Here is an 18127-nt window from a genome sequence, read left to right on the forward strand (position 1 = left end):
CTCAAGAGCAGGAGATCACCATGAAATCCAAACTTCTCTTCGGTGCCGGAATCGCTGCAGGCTACGTGCTCGGATCGAGGTCCGGCCGGGCAGCGTACGACAAGCTCAAAGCACGGGCCGCAGGCATCTGGGACAGCAAGCCGGTCCAGGACAAGGTAACGGCAGCAACCGAAGCCGTCAAGGAGAAGGCCCCCGAGGTGGGCGACCAACTTGCGGAAGCCGCGCGCCGGGCAGGAACCGTGCTCGGCTCGGCGATGCACCGCGATACGCACACTGACACAGCTGCCGGCTCGGGTTCTGCGTCTGGCGGCACTTCTGCGGACAGCTCGCACGTGCCGGCCCACAGCACGCATCCGGAAACGGTGAACCTGGGGACCTCCGACGCGGAGACCGGTCAGGCCGGTGCCACCACCAACGTGAATGCGAATAAACAGTAGCTTCGGCTGCTGAAGCCTGCATCCAAAGCGGTGTGGGCAACAAGCAAAAATGTCAGCCCCCTCTGACAATGTTTTCCTATGGAAGCTATCAGGGGAAACGCAGACTGCATCTCAGGCCGGGCAGCAGTGCCCGGCCTGAGCGCTGCCACAATGCGCAGCGTCCACGCTTCCGGGCGTCCGGCTTTAGCCGGAACCGGCACCGCCGTTGCGGACACATCTTCGTCCGGCGGCGGTGCTGCCGCCACCCCTGACTTGAAGGCGAGCCTGGCGCTGCTGGATTCCGCGATCACTGCGGCGGAGGAAGAGCTCGCCGCAGCCAGTTTCCCTGAAGCAGCCGACTCCGCAGATCTGACAGAACAGCTCTCCCGCCGCATCGAATACCTTCAGGTACAGGCTGCCGCGGCGGTGGAACGGACGCGGGCCGAGGCGATCAGCGCCGCCGAAGCAGCCAACCGCGAGGCCGGCTGGACCACCGGCTGGGGCAATGAACCCGAAGCCGCTGCAGCCCCAGACGCTCAGCCCTCCGAGGCCGCCGCCGTCGATGGCCCTGCTGAGGCCCCGTCTTCCGCTGACCCGCGGCCGGTCCCTACCCGCGCGGTGGCCTGGTCCCCGGCCGACGACGGGTCCCGCAACACGGTTGATTTCCTCCGCACCCGGCTTCGCATCAGCACCACCGAAGCACGCCGCAGGCTTGCCCTAGCCGGCGGCCTGCTCCCCCGCACCGGACTCGCCGGCCGGCCCATGCCGCCCATACATGAGGAAACCGCGGCCGCGCTCACCGCCGGGATCATCTCCTCCCGCGCCGGAACCATCATCACCACCGCCCTGGACAAAGTCCGCCACATCCCCGACCCCGCGACGATCGCCCACATGCAACACAACCTCACCCAAACCGCGATCGAAAACGACCACGACTTCCTCACCCGCATCGCCCACCGCTGGATCGACGCCCTCGACCAGGACGGCACCGAACCGTCCGAAGAGAACCTCCGCCACCGCCAAGGCGTCTTCATCCGCCCCAAACGCGGCGGCCTCTACCACCTCGAAATCCACGCCACCACAGACCAATACGAAGTCCTCACCACCGTCATGAACACCGCCACCAACCCCCGCACCACCACACCCGACACCACCAGCGCCGCGGACAGTGATCGAAGCAGTTCTGGCAGCACTGACAGCCCCGAAAACACTGACAGCACCACCGCTGTCGACCTGGACGAGGCCTTCAACACCCCTGCCCCGCTCCCGGACCTCGACCGGCGAACCCTGGCCCAACAACGACTCGACGGCCTCGTCGGCGCCAGCAAGGCGGCCCTCGTCACCGGAACCCTGCCCGCCACCGGAGGACTCCGCCCCCAAGTCATGGTCACCGTCTCCTACCAGGACCTCCTCAACAGCATCCAAACCACCGCAGCCAACGGCCCCCGCTACAACAGAAACCGCGCCAACACCCGGCCAACAAACAGCCCCGCACCAACAAACGACACCGGGCACACCACCACGAACCAGCCAACAGGCACCCCCGGATGGCCGGCTACCGGTCCAACACTCCTGCCGGGCACCTGGCAGGTCAGCCCTCCCGAACCGCTCGCAGCCACCACCCCGGACATCTGCCAAACCAGCGGTCCGCAATCGCCAACGGAAACCGGGCAAACCGGCGACCACGGATCCTCGCCCGATTCGGCTACCGGCCCGAACAAGTGGCCCGGCGGCGAAAACCAGCCCGCCCCCGCCGACACGCTCTCCGGCATCAACCAGTCAGGCATCAATTCACCGGGCACCACCTGGGCAAGCGCCGGGTTCTTCGGCGCACCCGCCGGCGCACCCACCGGCAGCGGGACCTTCACCTACACCGGCCCCGTCACCGCCTCCACCATCCGCAAAATCGCCTGCGACGCCGACATCATCCCCGTCCTCCTCAGCAGCCAAGGCCGCATCCTCGACATCGGCCGCACCACCCGGATCTTCCCACCCCACATCCGCAAAGCCCTCAACGCCCGCGACCAAGGCTGCGCCTTCCCCAACTGCACCATCCCCGCAACCTGGTGCGAAGCCCACCACATCACCTACTGGTCAAGAGGCGGACCTACCAGCACCGACAACGGCGTTCTCCTGTGCGCTCACCACCATCACCTCATCCATAAAGAACTGTGAGGCTTGCAGTGGTTGGTCTGGGACTAGCTGGCAGTGTGGATGCCGGTCGTTCTGCTTGGTGCGTGACTCGAAAAAACAATTGCCCCGTTGCGGGTGCGTTTCCCCCGATTTGTCCGCGCTGGGTGGAGCGGTCGGCGTTGACCTGTCCCACGTCGGTGGCTTGATTAGAAGCTTGCCCAGCCTCTGGAGGTTGTGGCTCATCACAGTTTTGCCTCGAAGTGACACTTCCCAGGTTCACTGCCGGTCGTGTTGCGACCAGTCTTGTCAGTTCGAAAGGAAGGAGGGTGGCCGCGTTGACTATCGTTGCGCAGACCCGCCCGTTCGTCATTGGCGTGGACTGTCACGCCCGCACACACACTTACGCCGTCATCGAGGCCGGCACCAGGCGACAGGTCGCGTGCGAGCAATTCCCGACCACCCCTGCGGGGATCTCCCGCGCTCTGGCCTGGGTAGGCCGAAGGACAGATGGCGATATGGGGTGCCTATGGGCAATTGAGGGCATCGGCTCTTATGGGGCACGTCTGGCCAGGGTCGTAACCGACGCCGGCTACGACGTTGCCGAAGCTCCACGGATGAACGCCCGGGGTCGCCGGGGGATCGGCAAATCCGACCCGCTGGACGCCGCCGCTATCGGAACCGCTGTCTTGGGCGTAGAGGAGTCCCAGCTTCGAATTCCGCGGCGGGATGAAGGAACCCGTGCTGGGCTTAGGATCCTGAGCGCAGCCCGGGATCAGTTGACCCGTGACCGAACATTGAATGCCAATGCACTCCTTGCCTTGCTCAGGGCACACGATCTTGGGATCGACGCTCGTAAGCCTTTGGTTCCCGCTCAGATCACCACGATCACCAGATGGCGGGAAAGACAGGAGCCCATGGAACTGTCGATCGCGCGCGAGGAAGCAGTTCGGTTGGCGCGCCGCGTTCTTGAAGTAACTACTCAGCTGACTGCGAACCAGAAGCGCATGACAGAGCTGATCCAGCAGAGCCCGGCGGCGCCACTGTTGGAGATGGTGGGCGCCGGGGCTGTCACAGTCGCCACTGTCCTGACAGCTTGGTCGCATCCGGGAAGGGTTCGCAGCGAAGCAGCCTTCGCCTCATTGGCAGGGGTAAATCCCTTGCCTGCCTCAAGCGGTAATACTGTCCGGCACAGGCTCAACCGGGGCGGTGACAGGCGCCTAAACCGGGCCTTGCACACCATCACGATGACCCGGATGGTCCACGACCCTGGAACACGGGACTACGTCACCAAACGCACCCAAGAAGGCCGCAGCTACCGCGAAATCCGCCGATCCCTCAAGCGCTACATCGCCCGAACCCTCTACCGACAACTCAACACCCTTTACGCCACCGCGAAACCGTCCCCACACGTGGCCGGGGCAGACCCTAACTGGGAATAGGAGCGCCCGGGCGCCGCTCCGTCGGATGCCAGCGGTGGGCGGGCCAATTCGAGAAGACTGGCCTACCGCGACCAAAGGGGTCGCGACCTGGCCTGAACGTCGGACGTCCTTTGGTATGTAGCTGAAGCGGGGACGGGACCCAGCGGCCCGGTCATTAGTTATTGAGGTGGGCTGGACCGACCATTTGTGACGGCAATGACCAGCATACGAAATTGTCATAGACTTGATGAGTTAGTCATGTCCTTGTCGCGTCGGGCCCAGATGGTTGCGTCATCGTTCGACCGGGAGCTTTCCGTGCTAGCCTCGGCTTGGCCCGGCCCCGTTGCTTTGTCCCTTTAATACGGCTCAAGACTACGCGACGACTCGAGTGCGTGGCCTACCTGCATCGGTGCGATTATCAGCATACTTTCTTGTCATGCGACTCATGCGAACGGATGAACAGGCCCTCCGTAAACGCTGTCCTCAGGAAAATTAACTGGTTGTTAGTTATTGCTTTGTGTGAACGCTGCCATCGATGATTCTCCTGTGCTCAAGGGGGAGCACGAAGTCGCTCGCTGGGGAGCATTCATATTGGGGGTCGCAGCATGGCTGCACGGTCTCTTTTGTCATGTCTAGTTTTAACCACCGTGGTTCTGACGGGGCTGTCTGCCCCCGCCCAGGCCCAAACACCAACCATGGCGCAAGCCGCGGCCGTGTTGCCGCTGACACTCGCACCGGCAGTGATAGAGCCGATGAACCTTGCGGTGGCGCAGAGCTTGCCGCTCGATGATGACCATCCGCCCGCCATAGGGCCGGACGGAATCCTGTCGGGGTCGAGAAAGGCTGCCGGGATGGTGGGCCGTAATCTGACGGACAGGATGAAGGTTGCGTGGAACCCGACGACTGGGAACATCCTGGTCACCGGCAAGCTCCTGCACCTGGCCGGAAATGACCGCGGCATTGACCTGTCGTGGCGGTACAACAGCATCAACGACGACCGGCCCACCCTCTCGGAAGGGACGTCCGAATCGGCCGTGACGGTCGGGGCTGACAACTCCGTCACGTACACGGCTCCGGATGGAGGGACTTACAAGTTCGTGCCCAAGACCGGTGGCGGCTGGACCAGACCGCCAGGGTTGAACGCCACAATCACCGCGCTGAGTGCCACCGCCGTGACTTTGCGGTTCAATGACACCGGCTACGCAAACTTCTACGAGAAGGTAGGAGATGTGTACCGGCTGGCGTTTGCCAGCGACCGGTACAGCGCGACGGCGGACCGGATGGCCTACGCCTACGACACGGATGGCCGGCTGGAAAACATCACCCTGGCCAACGGCCGCCAGGTCATCTTCGAATATGACGACGCGGACAACACCGGGCAACCGTCCACGATCACCGACCAGAGCCTGAACCGGGTCATCACGATCGATTACGACAGCAACGGCCGCATGCAGGACCTGACCGACGCGACCGGAGCGCACACCGGGTTCGATTACTCCTCCGGGCTGATGGATGAGATCACCGACGGCCGCGGCAACACGACCGAGCTGTCTTACGACGCCAACGGTAAGGCCGCCGGGATCCGGTACGCGACCAACACCAACGACCCGACCGTCCACACCCTCGACGCGGTGGACGCCACCACCGCCACCCTGACCGACACCGACAACCGGGTGACCACGTTCAAGTTCAACGCCTCCCGGCAGATCACCTCGATCACCGACCCGCTCGGCCACGCAACCAACGTTCAACACTCATGATGACCAGCTCACCAACGTGAACGCACTGGGCAAAACGACTACCTCGGTCTACAACCCGAACGACACTCTAAAGAACATCACGGCCCCGGTTGGCGGGGCCAGCGGATCGGGCCAGCAGATCGCGTTCAACTACCCGACCGCCACCGCGGGGGAGGCATGGTTGGAGTTCCAGCCAACGTCCTCTGTGGACGCCGAGAACAAGACGACCAGCTACAACTACGACACTGTGCTCGGCCGCCCCTATCAGACCACCATTCCTGGAGGTGCGCTAGGAAGCGGTGGCACCAAGCGATACCAGGGCGACGCCGCCGCCACGGCCTGCGGGGCGCTCCGAGGCCAGTTGTGCAAGACGATCGACGGCAAGGGCAACACCACCTCCATCACCTACGACGCCTCGCACAACCCTGCCATCATCACCCGCCCCGCCCCGCTCGGGGTCATCACCAATACCTTCGACGCAGCCGGCCGCATCGCAACCAGCAAGGACGGCAAGAACCAGACAGCAACTTACGTCTACGACGAGAACGACCGGCTCCTGCAGAAGCGCTTCGGTGCAAGCTGCGTTCCCGCTACTTGCGTGACGTACACCTATGACGACAACGGAAATCTCATCACTCGGGTCGATGGTTCCGGGACCACCAGCCATGTCTACGATGAGCAAAACCGCCCAACCTCCAAGACCATCGGCGGAGTCACCACGTCTCTGAGCTACGACCACAACTCCAATATCACCAGCTTCACGGATCCGACCGGCACCGTGAATTACCGCTACGACGACGCTAACCGGCTCACCGCGCTGGCCGAACCGGGCGGCTCCTGCCCGGCCACCCTCGTGTTCCCGAACAGCACCGGATGCACCGGCTTCACCTACGACAACAACAACCGGCGCATCGCCACGCAATACCCGAACGGGGTGAAGAACGCGACGCTCTTCGACAATGCGGGACAGATCCTCTCCATCACCGCGACCAACTCCACAGCAGCTGTCCTGGCCAAACGTTCCTACACCTACACCAAGGACGCCACCACGCTCCGGGATGGTGGGCTGCGAAAGACCATGACGACCGACGCCGGCGCCGTCACCACCTACGGTTACGATGCCGTACAGCGCCTGACTTCCGCTGTGACTGGTGCTGTGACGGAATCCTGGACCTATGATCTGAACGGCAACCGCCTCACCTCTGCCAAGACCGGGACCACTACCGTCAACTTCGCATACAACGCTGCTGACCAGCTCTGCTGGATCTCCACTGGAACGGGAACCTGCGCGGCCCCGCCAATCGGCGCATCGACGTATACGTTCGATGCCAACGGCAACCAAACCAAGGCCGGAACAACGACCAGCACCTGGAACACCTTCGACCAGCTCGCCAGCCACACCAACAGTTCAACGACCAGCTTTACCTACGCCGGACAAGGCAACACCGAACGGCTCACATCCGGGACCATGGCCTTCCTGAACGGATCCCTCGGTATCACGCAACAGAGCAACGCAACAGGCGCCGTCTCGTTCATCCGCGACCCCGAGGGTAACCTCATCAGCATGCGCAACGTTGCGGGGGCGAGCTTTTACTACACCACCGACGCGCTCGGCTCCACGATCCTGCTCACCGATAGCGCCCAAGCGAAAGCAGCCACCTACCTCTACGATTCCTGGGGGAACACCACCACCCAAACCGGCGCGCTGGCCTCAGTCAACCCGTGGCGGTACGCCGGCGGCTACAAGGACGACGCCACCGGATACACGAAATTCGGCGCCCGTTACTACGGCCCCGGAAACGGACGTTTCAACCAGGTCGACCCCTCAGCCCAAGAGGCAAACCTATACCTTTACGCCGGAGCCAACCCGGTGAATTTTACGGACTCAACTGGTTTGGACTTTCTTCGGGATGTCCTAGGGGACACGGTAGGTTCAGCGGTGGGAACTCTTGGTGCCTTCGGCTTAGGCCTAGTGACGAAGTCCACGCCAGCAGGCATTGTTGGGGGCTTCGCCCTCGGTTGTGTAGGCGGTCTAATTGAAGAGGCCATCGCTAAAGCGCCAGATGCCAACTATGCAGAGGCCTGCGTAAAGAAGGCGATCGTTGGAGGAATCACTGGCGGCCTCGGCGGATTGCTAGGCAACGCTTTTCCGAAATAGACCATCCAAGGAGTTACATTGCTTACCCTTGCCATATTGTTGTTAATTGCGCTAGCTTTCGGCGCCCTGGCCTTGATTTTTGTTCCTGTGATTCGGGCACGGGATTTTGACCAGAAGCACATACCACAAAAGAATTGGGTGCTGGCAGGTATCTTTGTGGCAGCAGCTATATGCCTCGGTCTCCTTGGACTGCCGATGCTAAGTACGTAGTAGCCGGTATCACGGTGCCTGTGGGCATATCCCGCCAGCAATGCAGGCTCATGCAGTGCCACGAACACAAGATCGCAACGTTTTTTACGTAACCAGGGGCTGGTGCGCAAGCGCCAGCCCCTGGTTACGGCGCGGCACATGACCCCTATGCCTAAGCGCACCGCGACCTACGTCTACGACGAGGACTACAGGCTGCTGCAGGCTGCGGCGACCACCTGCGGCCCAAGTTCGGAGCGGACTGTAAATGATGCTCTTCCTCGCATCGGGGTTCTCGGTGCTCGAAACAGGTTCCGTACTAAGCGATGTTGGGCCTGCCGGTTCCGGACCGGCAAGCCAGCAATCGATCTCTGTGCAAGGCTGTCCCGCAGGCAACGAGGTTGTCTTGGAAACCAACAGCTTTCCAAGACACTGCCTCTTTCGCGGAGAAGCCGAACTGGAGCGGCGTGACGACGGGCATCTCGTTGTCTTGGAAAGTTGTCTCGCCGTGTGTTGTCTTGGGCGGGTGCCGGAAGGGGTTTTCTGAGGCAGAATGAGCCGGTGAGACATCTCGGATATACGCGGGTAAGCACCGCGGGCCAGGACGCCAAGCTGCAGCTGGATGCACTCGTCGGCGCCGGAGTCCAAAAGCGTGATGTCTTCGCCGATGTCACTTCCGGAAGCAGGACTGCGATCGAGCGGCCGGGGATGAAGAAGCTGCTGGACTATGTGGAGCCGGGCGACACAGTCGTGGTGTGGCGCATAGACCGGCTTGGCCGATCCCTGATAGATGTCTTGAACACCGTGAACCTGCTTCGGGAGCGTGGGGTGCAGCTGAGGTCAGTCTCGGATGGCATCGACCCTGCCACAACGTCGGGCCGGCTGATGCTAAACATGCTGGCCACCCTGGCGGAGTACGAGCGGGAATTGATCGTCGAACGGGTCAACGCCGGGATCGCTGCTGCACGAAAGGGAGGAACCAGGTTCGGCCGCCCACTCTCGGACCCCGTCGTGATAGCTGACAAGCTGCGGATCGTGACCGAAGCGCGGGCCAAGGGCCGCACCGCTGAGGAAGCCGCCCGCCTCGTCGGGTGGAGCCGGGCAACGCTTTACCGCCACCAGCAAGCCCTCGCTGCCCGCGAGAGCACCATGATGTAGCTGCCGTCATGAAAGGCGCGGAGCGGTGGCGGATCCTTCGATTGCACATCGAAGACGAGATCCCACTCGTGGAGCTGGCCCGGGAATTGCAGGTCAGCCTGCGCACGCTTGAGCGCTGGCACCGATCGTTCCAAGACGGTGGCATCGCGGCGCTGGATCCGCGCCCCAGGATCGATGCCGGCAGGCGCCGCACGCAGCAGAAACCGTGGCATTCATCGAGAGGCTCGCGCTGACAAAGCCCCGCCCAAGCCTTGCAACCGATGGAAGCCTGGTGGAAGTTTGGAGTGGCAGCGAGTAAGCCGCCCAACCTACCCGCAGGGGCATCGTCTTGAGTGGACAATCGCAGGCACTCCCGTTTAGCCGTCAGTAGCAACGAAGAACCCCCCACTGTTCCCGGCGCGGGGATCTTCGTTGCTGGAAGTTCAGAGTTTTATCTGGCCCTACCTAACCACCGGGACAAATGACTTGGTGCCTCGATGGCCGCCGCGTGGGCGGCGCAGTCCGTGGGTTAGATGCTCTACGAGATCTCCATAACTAGGACGCCGGACCAGGTCAATTCCATACCGTGATGACATAGTTCCAGCCCCAGTTCACGTTTGTTCTGAAGCAGCCGCTGGCACTGATCCGCTTGTTGGGCCATTGGCGCTGGGCCCAAAGGTACCGGGTCCAGTGATCGTTCTTGCAGTTCTCCAGGCTGTACCGGTACGGGCCGCCAACCTCCTGGTAGCAGACGGAACCGGACCAGCACGAGGCTGCCGATGCCGCCGGGGCAGCAGCCATGCCGAACCCCGTTGTAACCATGGCGGTCGCAAGGAGCAACCCGACCTTCTTCTTGATGTTCACTACTGGTCCCCCCAGGTCAGTGAGACTTCTGTCCGAGTCTCGTCTGACTGACCTTATCGCCTTTTATCTCACGAGGGTCGGAGGGAAGATCAATGCTCTGTAGGGCTCGCACCCCTTCGGGCGCCCGCTTCGCGGCCGGCTGTTGGGTCCAGTCCCCACGTCGCAGAGCTCCGCGATGCCTGGCCCTGTTTGTCTAGGACGTTTTGGCTGCTGTCCTGACGGATTGTACGTGTCCGCTCCGGCCCGTTCTAGCCCCTCCTTCGTCGGGGCCTGCGGCGGCTGGAAATGTCCCTGCGGCGCTCCTTCGTCGCTTATTTCCTCCGGGAATTTCCCGCCCCTTGCCCTTGCGGGTAGACAGGCCTCCGTCGGCCACAGCTCCGCAAGCTTCGCCAGCAGCCAAAACAACAGGGGGGAGAGGGGACGCTGGCCGGTCACCAAAGCCGCCCCGGCGACAACAGGGTCCGCGCCCACAACCGTTCCCAACCGCTTGACAGACATAGAAGCGTCAGTGGAAAATCCACGTCAAAAACGGCATCCCATGGTTCATCCCGCCACCCCACATCGACCCCCGCCAACAACCCCGACAAAACCACCACCACAAAACATGAACACCGGAATGACGCCGCGTTGAACGGCGGGCAGAGCCGGCCGGGGTAAAGCGGCCACGGGCTGCCGGACGCTCAGTGCCGCCCGAACAGGGATTACAGCTTGCCGATCACCACTGTTGCGTCCAGTTCAGCGGAGCAGGCGATTCGCGGGTCCAGTCCCCCATCGGCCATGGCCGCCGCAGTAAGAGGTGCCTGTCGCCGGCTGGTCTCGATGAGAAGGTACCCGCCCGGACGGAGCCAGGCAGTCGCTTCCGCAATCACCCGGCGCTGGATGTCGAGCCCGTCCGGCCCTCCGTCAAGCGACACCCGTGGTTCATGAACGCGGGCCTCGCGGGGCATGCTGCCGATGGATGCCGTGGGAACATACGGCGCATTGACCGCCAGAACGTCAACATTCCCTTTGAGCCGGGCAGGCAGCGCCGCGTACAGGTCACCTTCATGGACCACGCCGCCCAAGGGGAGGAGGTTCCGTCGGGCACAACGCACGGCGGCGGGGTCGACGTCGGAAGCATGGACCTCAATGCCGGGCAGCAGTTCTGCCAGCGCGGCGCCCACGGCTCCGGAGCCGCAGCACAGGTCTACAACAACCGGCACGGCGGACGGCACGGAATCCACGGACGGCACGGGATCCGCGGGCGCAGTGCAGAGGAATTCAGTGCCGAGGAGTGCAGCAGCTTCGTGGACCAGCAGTTCCGTCCGGCGGCGCGGCACGAAAACGCCCGGCTCGACCCTGATCCGCAACCCGCAAAATTCCGCCCAGCCAAGAATGTGCTCAAGCGGAAACCCGTCAACCCGGCGCCGTACGGCATCCGTCAGCTCATCGGGGGCAAAGCCGGCGGAAAGAAGGAGGTCCGCCTCCTCCTCGGCAAAGACACAGCCGGCGGCGCGGAGGACGCCGGTGACGGCGGAACGGGAAATCGGTGACTGAACAGGCATGGACGCGTCCTTCGGTTGGATGATGGGCGCTCCGTGCATTCGTCCGGCTAGCCTTGGCGCTGCATAGTGCGACGGGCAGGAAGAACCCAAGCTGGCATTGCGTGAACTGTTCTCACCTCCCTGATCGTGCGGCCCTCAAAACGGGCACTGCAAAATTCATGTTATCCGACGCCGAATCCGGCAATTCTTGGCAGGATGGGACGATGACCCACAGGGAGAACCACGCGCTCATCTGGACCGGCTCCTACACCGCAGACAGCGGCGGCCACGGAGCCGGCATCGGCGCCGTCTCCGCCAAGGCTGATGGGACGCTCACCTGGCTCGGCACCGCCGCAAAGGCGGATTCGCCGTCGTTCGTTGCGGTAGCGCACGCTGCCGGTGGTTTACGCCGTCGGGGAGAACACCAGGACCGTACAGGCCTACCGGCGGCGAGGAGAGTTCGGCCTCGAAGCCGTCGGGGAGGCTTGGCCGGCGGGCGAAGCTGCCTGCCACGTCACCGTCGATCCGCAGGGCACGTTCCTGATCGTCGCCTGCTGGGGCGACGGCCAGGTACTGCTCTACGAACTAAAGGACGACGGCGGCATCGCCCGCCGCCTTCCGGCGGCGCCATCGGGCGATCCCCACCGGGACGGCCGCCCCAGCAGGGCCCACGCCAGCCTGGTCCTCGCAGACGGCCGCATCATGACCACGGACCTCGGACACGACCTTCTCCGCGTGTGGAACCACGTCCCCGGGACCGGCCTGGTGCTGGACCATGAGGTGGTGCTTCCGAAGGACAGCGGGCCGCGGCACCTGGTGCAGCACCCGGACGGCACGGTGTTTGTGGTTTCCGAGTATTCCATCGAGGTCTTTGCCGCCCGCGCCGTTTCTGCGTCTGGAAAATTTGAGCTGCTCGGCCAAGGCGCCGCGACGGCCGACGGGGCGAAGGACGGTGATTCAGCCGCCGAGATTGCCTTGTCGGCGGACGGGCGGTTCGCATACGTCGGAACGCGGGGATCCAACCGGATCAGTGTGCTGGCGGTGACCCCGTCGGGAGAGGGCAGCGTGCTCAGCCCGGTTCGCGATTTTCCCAGCGGCGGTGACTGGCCCCGCCACCACCTGGTCCGTGGCGAGTGGCTGCACGTCGCCCACGAGCGGTCCCACGACATCACAACCTTCCGCTTGGATGCCTCGACAGGTCTTCCGCAGGGCCCCGTTCACCGGCTCGTTGCGGGTTCCCCCACGGCCCTGATTGTGGCAAGCTAAGCCGCAATCGACAAAGCCAGCGCCGGTTGTTCAAGACCGCGTCATCACAGGGGGTGGTGTCCGGGCCTGCCTTGGCGGAGTCGGCAAACGACGGGCTGCCACGCCCGGACAAGCAGCGTTGCTTTGCGGAAGGTCTCTCATGTTCACCGTCCCTCGCCTCAATCAGTCACGCCTCAATACGCCACGCCGCCACAGCGGGCCTGCGAAGCCGGCCCTTGCAACCGTCGCGGCGGCGGGCGCACTCCTCCTGCTCGCCGCGTCGGCCCCACCCGCCCAGGCCTTGCCGCCAACAGCGGCACCTGCCCACGGTGCCCTGGCCCACAAAAATCCGGCACCGCCGTCGGACTCCAACCCCTCGGGTGCCAAAGCGGTCCGGAGCAGGGAAGGCCAGGGCGCCCATTCGCTCCGCACGCCTGTCACGGGTGAAAACTTTTACTTCGTCATGGCAGACAGGTTCAGCAATGGCGATACGGGCAACGACGACGGCGGGCTGGGACCGGACCCGATGGTCTCCGGCTTCGACCCCACCCGCAAAGGCTTCTACAACGGCGGGGACCTGAACGGCCTCCTGGACAAGATCGACTACATCCAGGGGCTCGGGACCACGGCGATCTGGCTGACCCCGAGCTTCAAGAACAAGGCGGTCCAGCCGGAGGACAACTCGGCCGGCTACCACGGCTACTGGGTCACGGACTTCACCCAGATCGATCCGCACCTGGGCACCAACGCCGAGCTGAAAACGCTGATCGATGAAGCCCATTCGCGCGGCATGAAGGTGTACTTCGACATCATCACCAACCACACCGCGGACGTCATCGGCTATCAGGAGGGCGCCCGCACCGGCTACATCTCCAAGGACAAGGAGCCGTACCGCACCGCCTCGGGCGAACCCTTCGATGACCGGGATTTCGCCGGCAGTGCGGACTTCCCCGAACTCGACGCCGCAACCTCCTTCCCGTACACGCCCGTGCTCGGTCCGGGGGAACAGAACCTCAAAGTTCCGGCTTGGCTCAACGACCTGACGCTCTATCACAACCGCGGCAACACCACCTTCGCCGGTGAGGATTCCTTCTACGGCGACTTCTTTGGCCTGGACGACCTCTTCACCGAGCACCCCGCCGTAGTGGCAGGCATGACGGACATCTACGAGACGTGGATCCGGGACTTCGGCGTGGACGGTTTCCGCATCGACACCATGAAGCACGTCAACGACGAATTCTGGCAGACGTTCGGGCCGGACGTCCTCGCCTACGCCAGGGAGCAGGGCAAGGACGAGTTCTTCATGTTCGGCGAGGTCTTCGACACGTCCAAGAGCTTCACGAGCCAGTTCACCACCCGCAACAGCATGCAGGCGGTGCTCGACTTCCCGTTCCAGGACGCGGCGCGGAATTTTGCTTCGAAAGGCCAAGACGCGAAGCAGCTGGAAGGCTTCTTCGCCGACGACGACTGGTACACCGATGCGGACTCCAACGTCTACCAGCTGCCCACCTTCCTCGGAAACCATGACATGGGCCGGATCGGCAGCTTCATCAGCACTGACAACCCGGACGCGGACGACGCCGAACGCGTGGCCCGTGATGCGCTCGCCCATGAGCTGATGTACTTTTCCCGCGGAAACCCGGTGGTCTACTACGGCGACGAGCAGGGCTTCACGGGTCCCGGCGGGGACCAGGACGCCCGCCAGACACTGTTCGCCAGCAGGGTGCCCGAGTACCTCGACGACGACCTGCTCGGCACGGACGCCACCCACGCCGACGACAACTTCGATCCGGGGCACGCCCTTTACGCCAAGATCAGCGAACTCGCATCGCTGGCCAGGGAGCACCCCGCCCTCCGGGACGGCGCCCACCAGAACCGGTATGCTTCCGACGGCCCCGGCATCTACGCCTTTTCACGCACGGACGCCCGGGACCAGCGTGAGTACGTGGTGGCAGTGAACAACAGCGAGGAGCCACGGACCGCGGCTGTTCCCACCTACATCGCCAAGCGCAATTACAGCCTCATTTACGGTGACGCCGCCGAAAACTCCAGGACCTCCGCGGCCGGCAAGCTGACGGTCACAGTGCCGCCGCTGTCCGCCGTCGTCTACCAGTCCTCCGGCCGGATACCCCGTGAGAAGGCGGCGCCGGCCGTGGCGCTGCAGGCGCCGGTCTCCGCCGCAGCGACGGCCACCTCCGCCGGGGACAATGGCCGCATCCGGGTGACGGCCGACGTCGGCGGCAGCTCGTTCTATGAAGTCACCTTTGAGGCCAGGACACCGGGCGGCCAGTGGAAGCGCGTGGGCACCGACGACACGGCACCCTACCGGGTGTTCCACGACGTTTCGCAGCTCAACCCCGGCACCGGAGTGGAGTACCGTGCTGTGGTCCTGAACAACGCCGGCCGCACGTCCGTGAGCGCTTCGCGGCCGGCTGTGGTGCCGGCACCGGTCCTGACCATCCAGCAGCCGGCCGAGGGCAGCACCGTCCAGGGGACCGTGGACATGGTGGCCACGGCGGATCCCGAAAAGGCCAGCCACGTGGTGCGTTTTGAACGCAGCGTCGCGGGCGGGCCATGGACCGCAGTCGGCTCCGCTGATGATTCGTCGCCGGCCTACACGGTGACTGACGACCTGGCGGGCCTCGCCGACGGAACCGAGGTGCGGTACCGGGCGACGCTCGATGGTATAAACGTCGTCAGCAACATCCGGACAGTGGTGGTGGGCGCCGCGCCGCAGCCCGAGTCCGTCACCGTGGCGGGAAGCCTGAACAGCGAGATGGGCTGCCCGGGTGACTGGCAGCCGGCGTGCGAAGCGGCGTTCCTGGCCTTCGATCCGGCTGACCGACAGTGGAAACTCACGGCCGACCTTCCCGCCGGCCAGTATGAGTTCAAGGCGGCCATCAACGGCTCATGGGATGAGAACTACGGCCAGAACGGCGGACGGGACGGTTCCAATATCGTGCTGGATCACGACGGCGGCCCTGTCACCTTCCGCTACGACCACACCACGCATGTGATGACCGCCGGTTAGGCCGGTCCGGGGCTCCTTCCAGCCGGGAGCCCCGGCATCACTGCCGCATGGCCTCCTCGACGGCCGCGAGCAGGGAGTTGAACCTGTCGTCCTCCGCCAGGCTGTCGATCAGCACCGGGTCCCCGTCCGAATTGGCCAGCGGCACCTGCCAGTTGGGGTACTGGGCCGAGGTGGTTCCCGGCTGGTTCTGGACCCGGCGTTCGCCGACCGCGTCCACGAGGGCCACTCCGAGAAGTACCGACGGGGTCTGGGCGAGGAGGCGGTGCAGGGCCTCGATCCGCTCCTGTTCGCTGCCTGCGTCCCCGGACGAAAGGAGGCCCCGCTGCCGGAGCAGGTCCAGCATCTTCTCAAGTTTGGCGTTGTGCTCCAGGCGCTCGTCCTCGGCCGGGCGCTGCAGCAGCCCCAGCTCATTGCGGAGGGTCACGTGGTCCCCGGCCAGGTAGCCGGCGGTGGGCGGGAGGTCGTGCGTGTTCACGCTGGAGAGTGCCTGCAGCCGGTACTTTTCGGGCGGCAGCGGGGCGTCGCCGTCGTTCTCGAACCAGAGGATCGAGGTGCCCAGGATGCCGCGCGCCGCAAGGTAATCCCGGACCCACGGCTCAAAGGTGCCCAGGTCCTCGCCAATGACCACGGCACCGGCACGCTGCGCTTCCAGTGCAAGGATGCCGATCATGGCGTCGTGGTCGAACCGGACATACGCTCCGTCCGCCGGTGAGTTTCCTTGGGGAACCCACCAGAGCCGGAAGAAGCCGAGGATGTGGTCCACCCGGATGCCGCCCGAATGCCGGAGCGCCGTGGCGAGCATCTCCCGGAACGGCTTGTAGCCCGCCTCGGCCAGCCGGGTGGGGTGCCACGGCGGCTGGTGCCAGTCCTGCCCCAGCTGGTTGTACATGTCCGGCGGTGCGCCGACGCTGACTCCGGGTGCGAGGACGCCGCGCAGCGTCCAGGCGTCGGAGCTCTGCAGGTCCACGCCCACCGCGAGGTCGTTGACCACGCCCAGGCGCATGCCGGCCTTGCGGGACGCCTGCTGTGCGGATTCGAGCTGCTCGTCACAGAGCCACTGCAGCCAGCGGTGGAACTCGATCCGCTCCGCCAGCTCATCCCTCAGCTTCTCCGCGAGAGGCGAGCCGAGCGCGGCCGACGGGTCGTTCCAAAAGGGATCATCGGCGTCGAGGTCCTCCCGGATGGCGCACCAGAGGGCAAAGTCGTCAAGGCCCGCACCTGCCCGCCGGCAGTACGCCTCGAACGCCAGCTGCCGCGACGGCGAACGGCTGACCCCGAAGATCAGCTCGAGTGCTGCCAGCTTGGCCGAGTAAACCTTGTCCCGGTCCAGCCGCGTGGCGTCCTTGTTCAGCTTCCGGGCCTGCTTCATGAGGCCGTGGACGAGTGTCTGCTTTTTCGGCTTCAGGTACGCCAGTTCGGGAATGGCCTCGATCCGGAGGTACAGGGGGTTGAAGAACCGGCGTGTGGACGGCGAATAGGGTGACGGCTCCAGGGGCGGCACGGGCTCGGCCGCGTGCAGGGGATTCACCAGCACGTAGTCGGCCCCGTGTGCGCCAGCCACCGCTGCCAGCTCGGCGAGGTCGGCAAAATCGCCCACACCCCAGGACCGTTTGGAACGGACGGAGTACAGCTGTGTGGCCAGTCCCCAGCCCCGGCGCTGTTCGAGGACGGCAGCTGTGGACAGGCGGGCGGGAGTGACCACCAGCGTGGACTCAGCCGTAACTCCCGCAGCCTCGGCATGCAGCGTGTGCCACCCGAGGCCGGTGTTCTGGGGCACGGCGAACGTGGCCCGGCCGGTCAGGACACCGTCCACCTCCCGGGGCTCCACCCATTCGTCCTCCTGGACCGCGTCCAGCCGCCGCCCGTCTTCAGTGACGGCCCAGACCCGGACAGCGGAACTGTGCGGGACATGGACGAACACCTGCCCCGGTGTCCCCTCCTGAAGCACGACGGCGGGCGGCAGCATCCGGCGCCAGGGCGCCAGTTCCGCCTCGGCCAGTTCATGCTCGATGAGCTGGTCCGTGGCTGCGTTGACTCCCAGCGCAGCCAGGACGCGGATCAGGGTTCCGGCCGCGACCTCATACGGCTTCCCGTCCCACCCCTGGTAGGTCGTGCCAACGCCGTAGGCCTCAGCCAGCCAGCGCAGCAGCTCGGGATTGACTGCGGCGGCGGTTCCCGGCGCTTCACTGCCCAGCGGTGTTGGGGCGGAGGAACTTTCCGGGGAACGTGCCTCAGGGGAAATCGCGTGCTGCTGGCTGGGAGCCTTCATATGTCCGC

11 protein-coding genes and 1 pseudogene are annotated in these 18127 nt (G+C 64.6%); 9 read left to right on the forward strand and 3 right to left on the reverse strand.

The genetic code is table 11. The features are described 5' to 3' along the window. The first annotated feature begins 20 nt into the window (after positions 1-20). The 7 genes from ACFUTU_RS10405 to ACFUTU_RS10435 all read left to right on the forward strand — a co-directional run bounded on the left by ACFUTU_RS10405 (position 21) and on the right by ACFUTU_RS10435 (position 9441). Positions 21-437: a hypothetical protein gene (locus tag ACFUTU_RS10405; RefSeq protein ID WP_377963870.1), complete on the forward strand. Its 417-nt coding sequence runs from the start codon at positions 21-23 to the stop codon at positions 435-437. Positions 438-515: 78 nt separating this feature from the next. Continuing rightward, a complete protein-coding gene (locus ACFUTU_RS10410) occupies positions 516-2591 on the forward strand; it encodes a DUF222 domain-containing protein (RefSeq protein ID WP_377963872.1) in 2076 nt (691 codons plus the stop codon). 293 nt (positions 2592-2884) lie between these two features. Next, positions 2885-3988, forward strand: coding sequence for an IS110 family transposase (locus ACFUTU_RS10415; RefSeq protein WP_377963874.1), 1104 nt, complete (start codon positions 2885-2887; stop codon positions 3986-3988). 830 nt (positions 3989-4818) lie between these two features. Beyond that, positions 4819-5727, forward strand: coding sequence for a hypothetical protein (locus ACFUTU_RS10420; protein WP_377963876.1), 909 nt, complete (start codon positions 4819-4821; stop codon positions 5725-5727). A gap of 16 nt (positions 5728-5743) precedes the next feature. Then, positions 5744-7864, forward strand: coding sequence for an RHS repeat-associated core domain-containing protein (locus ACFUTU_RS10425; RefSeq protein WP_377963878.1), 2121 nt, complete (start codon positions 5744-5746; stop codon positions 7862-7864). 747 nt (positions 7865-8611) lie between these two features. Further along, entirely contained in the window at positions 8612-9208 is a 597-nt protein-coding gene (locus tag ACFUTU_RS10430; protein ID WP_377963880.1) for a recombinase family protein, read from the forward strand. 8 nt (positions 9209-9216) lie between these two features. Beyond that, positions 9217-9441 carry a helix-turn-helix domain-containing protein gene (locus ACFUTU_RS10435; RefSeq protein ID WP_377963882.1) on the forward strand — a complete coding sequence of 75 codons (225 nt, stop codon included), beginning with the start codon at positions 9217-9219 and terminating at the stop codon, positions 9439-9441. A gap of 319 nt (positions 9442-9760) precedes the next feature. Here the strand turns inward: ACFUTU_RS10435 and ACFUTU_RS10440 are convergent, their stop codons facing one another. Together ACFUTU_RS10440 and ACFUTU_RS10445 are read right to left on the reverse strand one after the other, a co-directional pair. Continuing rightward, positions 9761-10051 carry a hypothetical protein gene (locus ACFUTU_RS10440; RefSeq protein WP_377963884.1) on the reverse strand — a complete coding sequence of 97 codons (291 nt, stop codon included), beginning with the start codon at positions 10049-10051 and terminating at the stop codon, positions 9761-9763. Positions 10052-10752: 701 nt separating this feature from the next. After that, on the reverse strand, positions 10753-11595 hold the full coding sequence (locus ACFUTU_RS10445; protein ID WP_377963886.1) for a putative protein N(5)-glutamine methyltransferase: 843 nt from the start codon (positions 11593-11595) through the stop codon (positions 10753-10755). Between the two features lie 203 nt (positions 11596-11798). On the opposite strand from ACFUTU_RS10445, the pseudogene ACFUTU_RS10450 reads away from it, so the two are divergent. Both ACFUTU_RS10450 and ACFUTU_RS10455 read left to right on the forward strand, forming a co-directional pair. Further along, positions 11799-12840, forward strand: a pseudogene (locus tag ACFUTU_RS10450) (lactonase family protein). A 139-nt stretch (positions 12841-12979) separates the two neighbouring features. Beyond that, positions 12980-15850 carry an alpha-amylase family glycosyl hydrolase gene (locus ACFUTU_RS10455; RefSeq protein ID WP_377963888.1) on the forward strand — a complete coding sequence of 957 codons (2871 nt, stop codon included), beginning with the start codon at positions 12980-12982 and terminating at the stop codon, positions 15848-15850. A 37-nt stretch (positions 15851-15887) separates the two neighbouring features. Here ACFUTU_RS10455 and malQ read toward each other — a convergent pair whose 3' ends face one another. Then, the gene (gene malQ / locus ACFUTU_RS10460; protein ID WP_377963890.1) at positions 15888-18119 is read right to left on the reverse strand and encodes a 4-alpha-glucanotransferase; all 2232 of its coding nucleotides are present in this window, start codon (positions 18117-18119) and stop codon (positions 15888-15890) included. Between the last annotated feature and the right edge of the window lie 8 nt (positions 18120-18127).

Origin of the sequence: Arthrobacter sp. NPDC057388 (genome assembly GCF_042668165.1) — a bacterium.
Lineage (GTDB): Bacteria > Actinomycetota > Actinomycetes > Actinomycetales > Micrococcaceae > Arthrobacter.

Coding starts and splice junctions, on each gene's coding strand:
- ACFUTU_RS10405 (WP_377963870.1), top strand. CDS start 21: ATGAAATCCAAACTTCTCTTCGGTGCCGGAATCGCTGCAGGCTACGTG.
- ACFUTU_RS10410 (WP_377963872.1), top strand. CDS start 516: ATGGAAGCTATCAGGGGAAACGCAGACTGCATCTCAGGCCGGGCAGCA.
- ACFUTU_RS10420 (WP_377963876.1), top strand. CDS start 4,819: ATGGTGGGCCGTAATCTGACGGACAGGATGAAGGTTGCGTGGAACCCG.
- ACFUTU_RS10435 (WP_377963882.1), top strand. CDS start 9,217: ATGAAAGGCGCGGAGCGGTGGCGGATCCTTCGATTGCACATCGAAGAC.
- ACFUTU_RS10445 (WP_377963886.1), bottom strand. CDS start 11,595: ATGCCTGTTCAGTCACCGATTTCCCGTTCCGCCGTCACCGGCGTCCTC.
- ACFUTU_RS10455 (WP_377963888.1), top strand. CDS start 12,980: ATGTTCACCGTCCCTCGCCTCAATCAGTCACGCCTCAATACGCCACGC.
- malQ (WP_377963890.1), bottom strand. CDS start 18,119: ATGAAGGCTCCCAGCCAGCAGCACGCGATTTCCCCTGAGGCACGTTCC.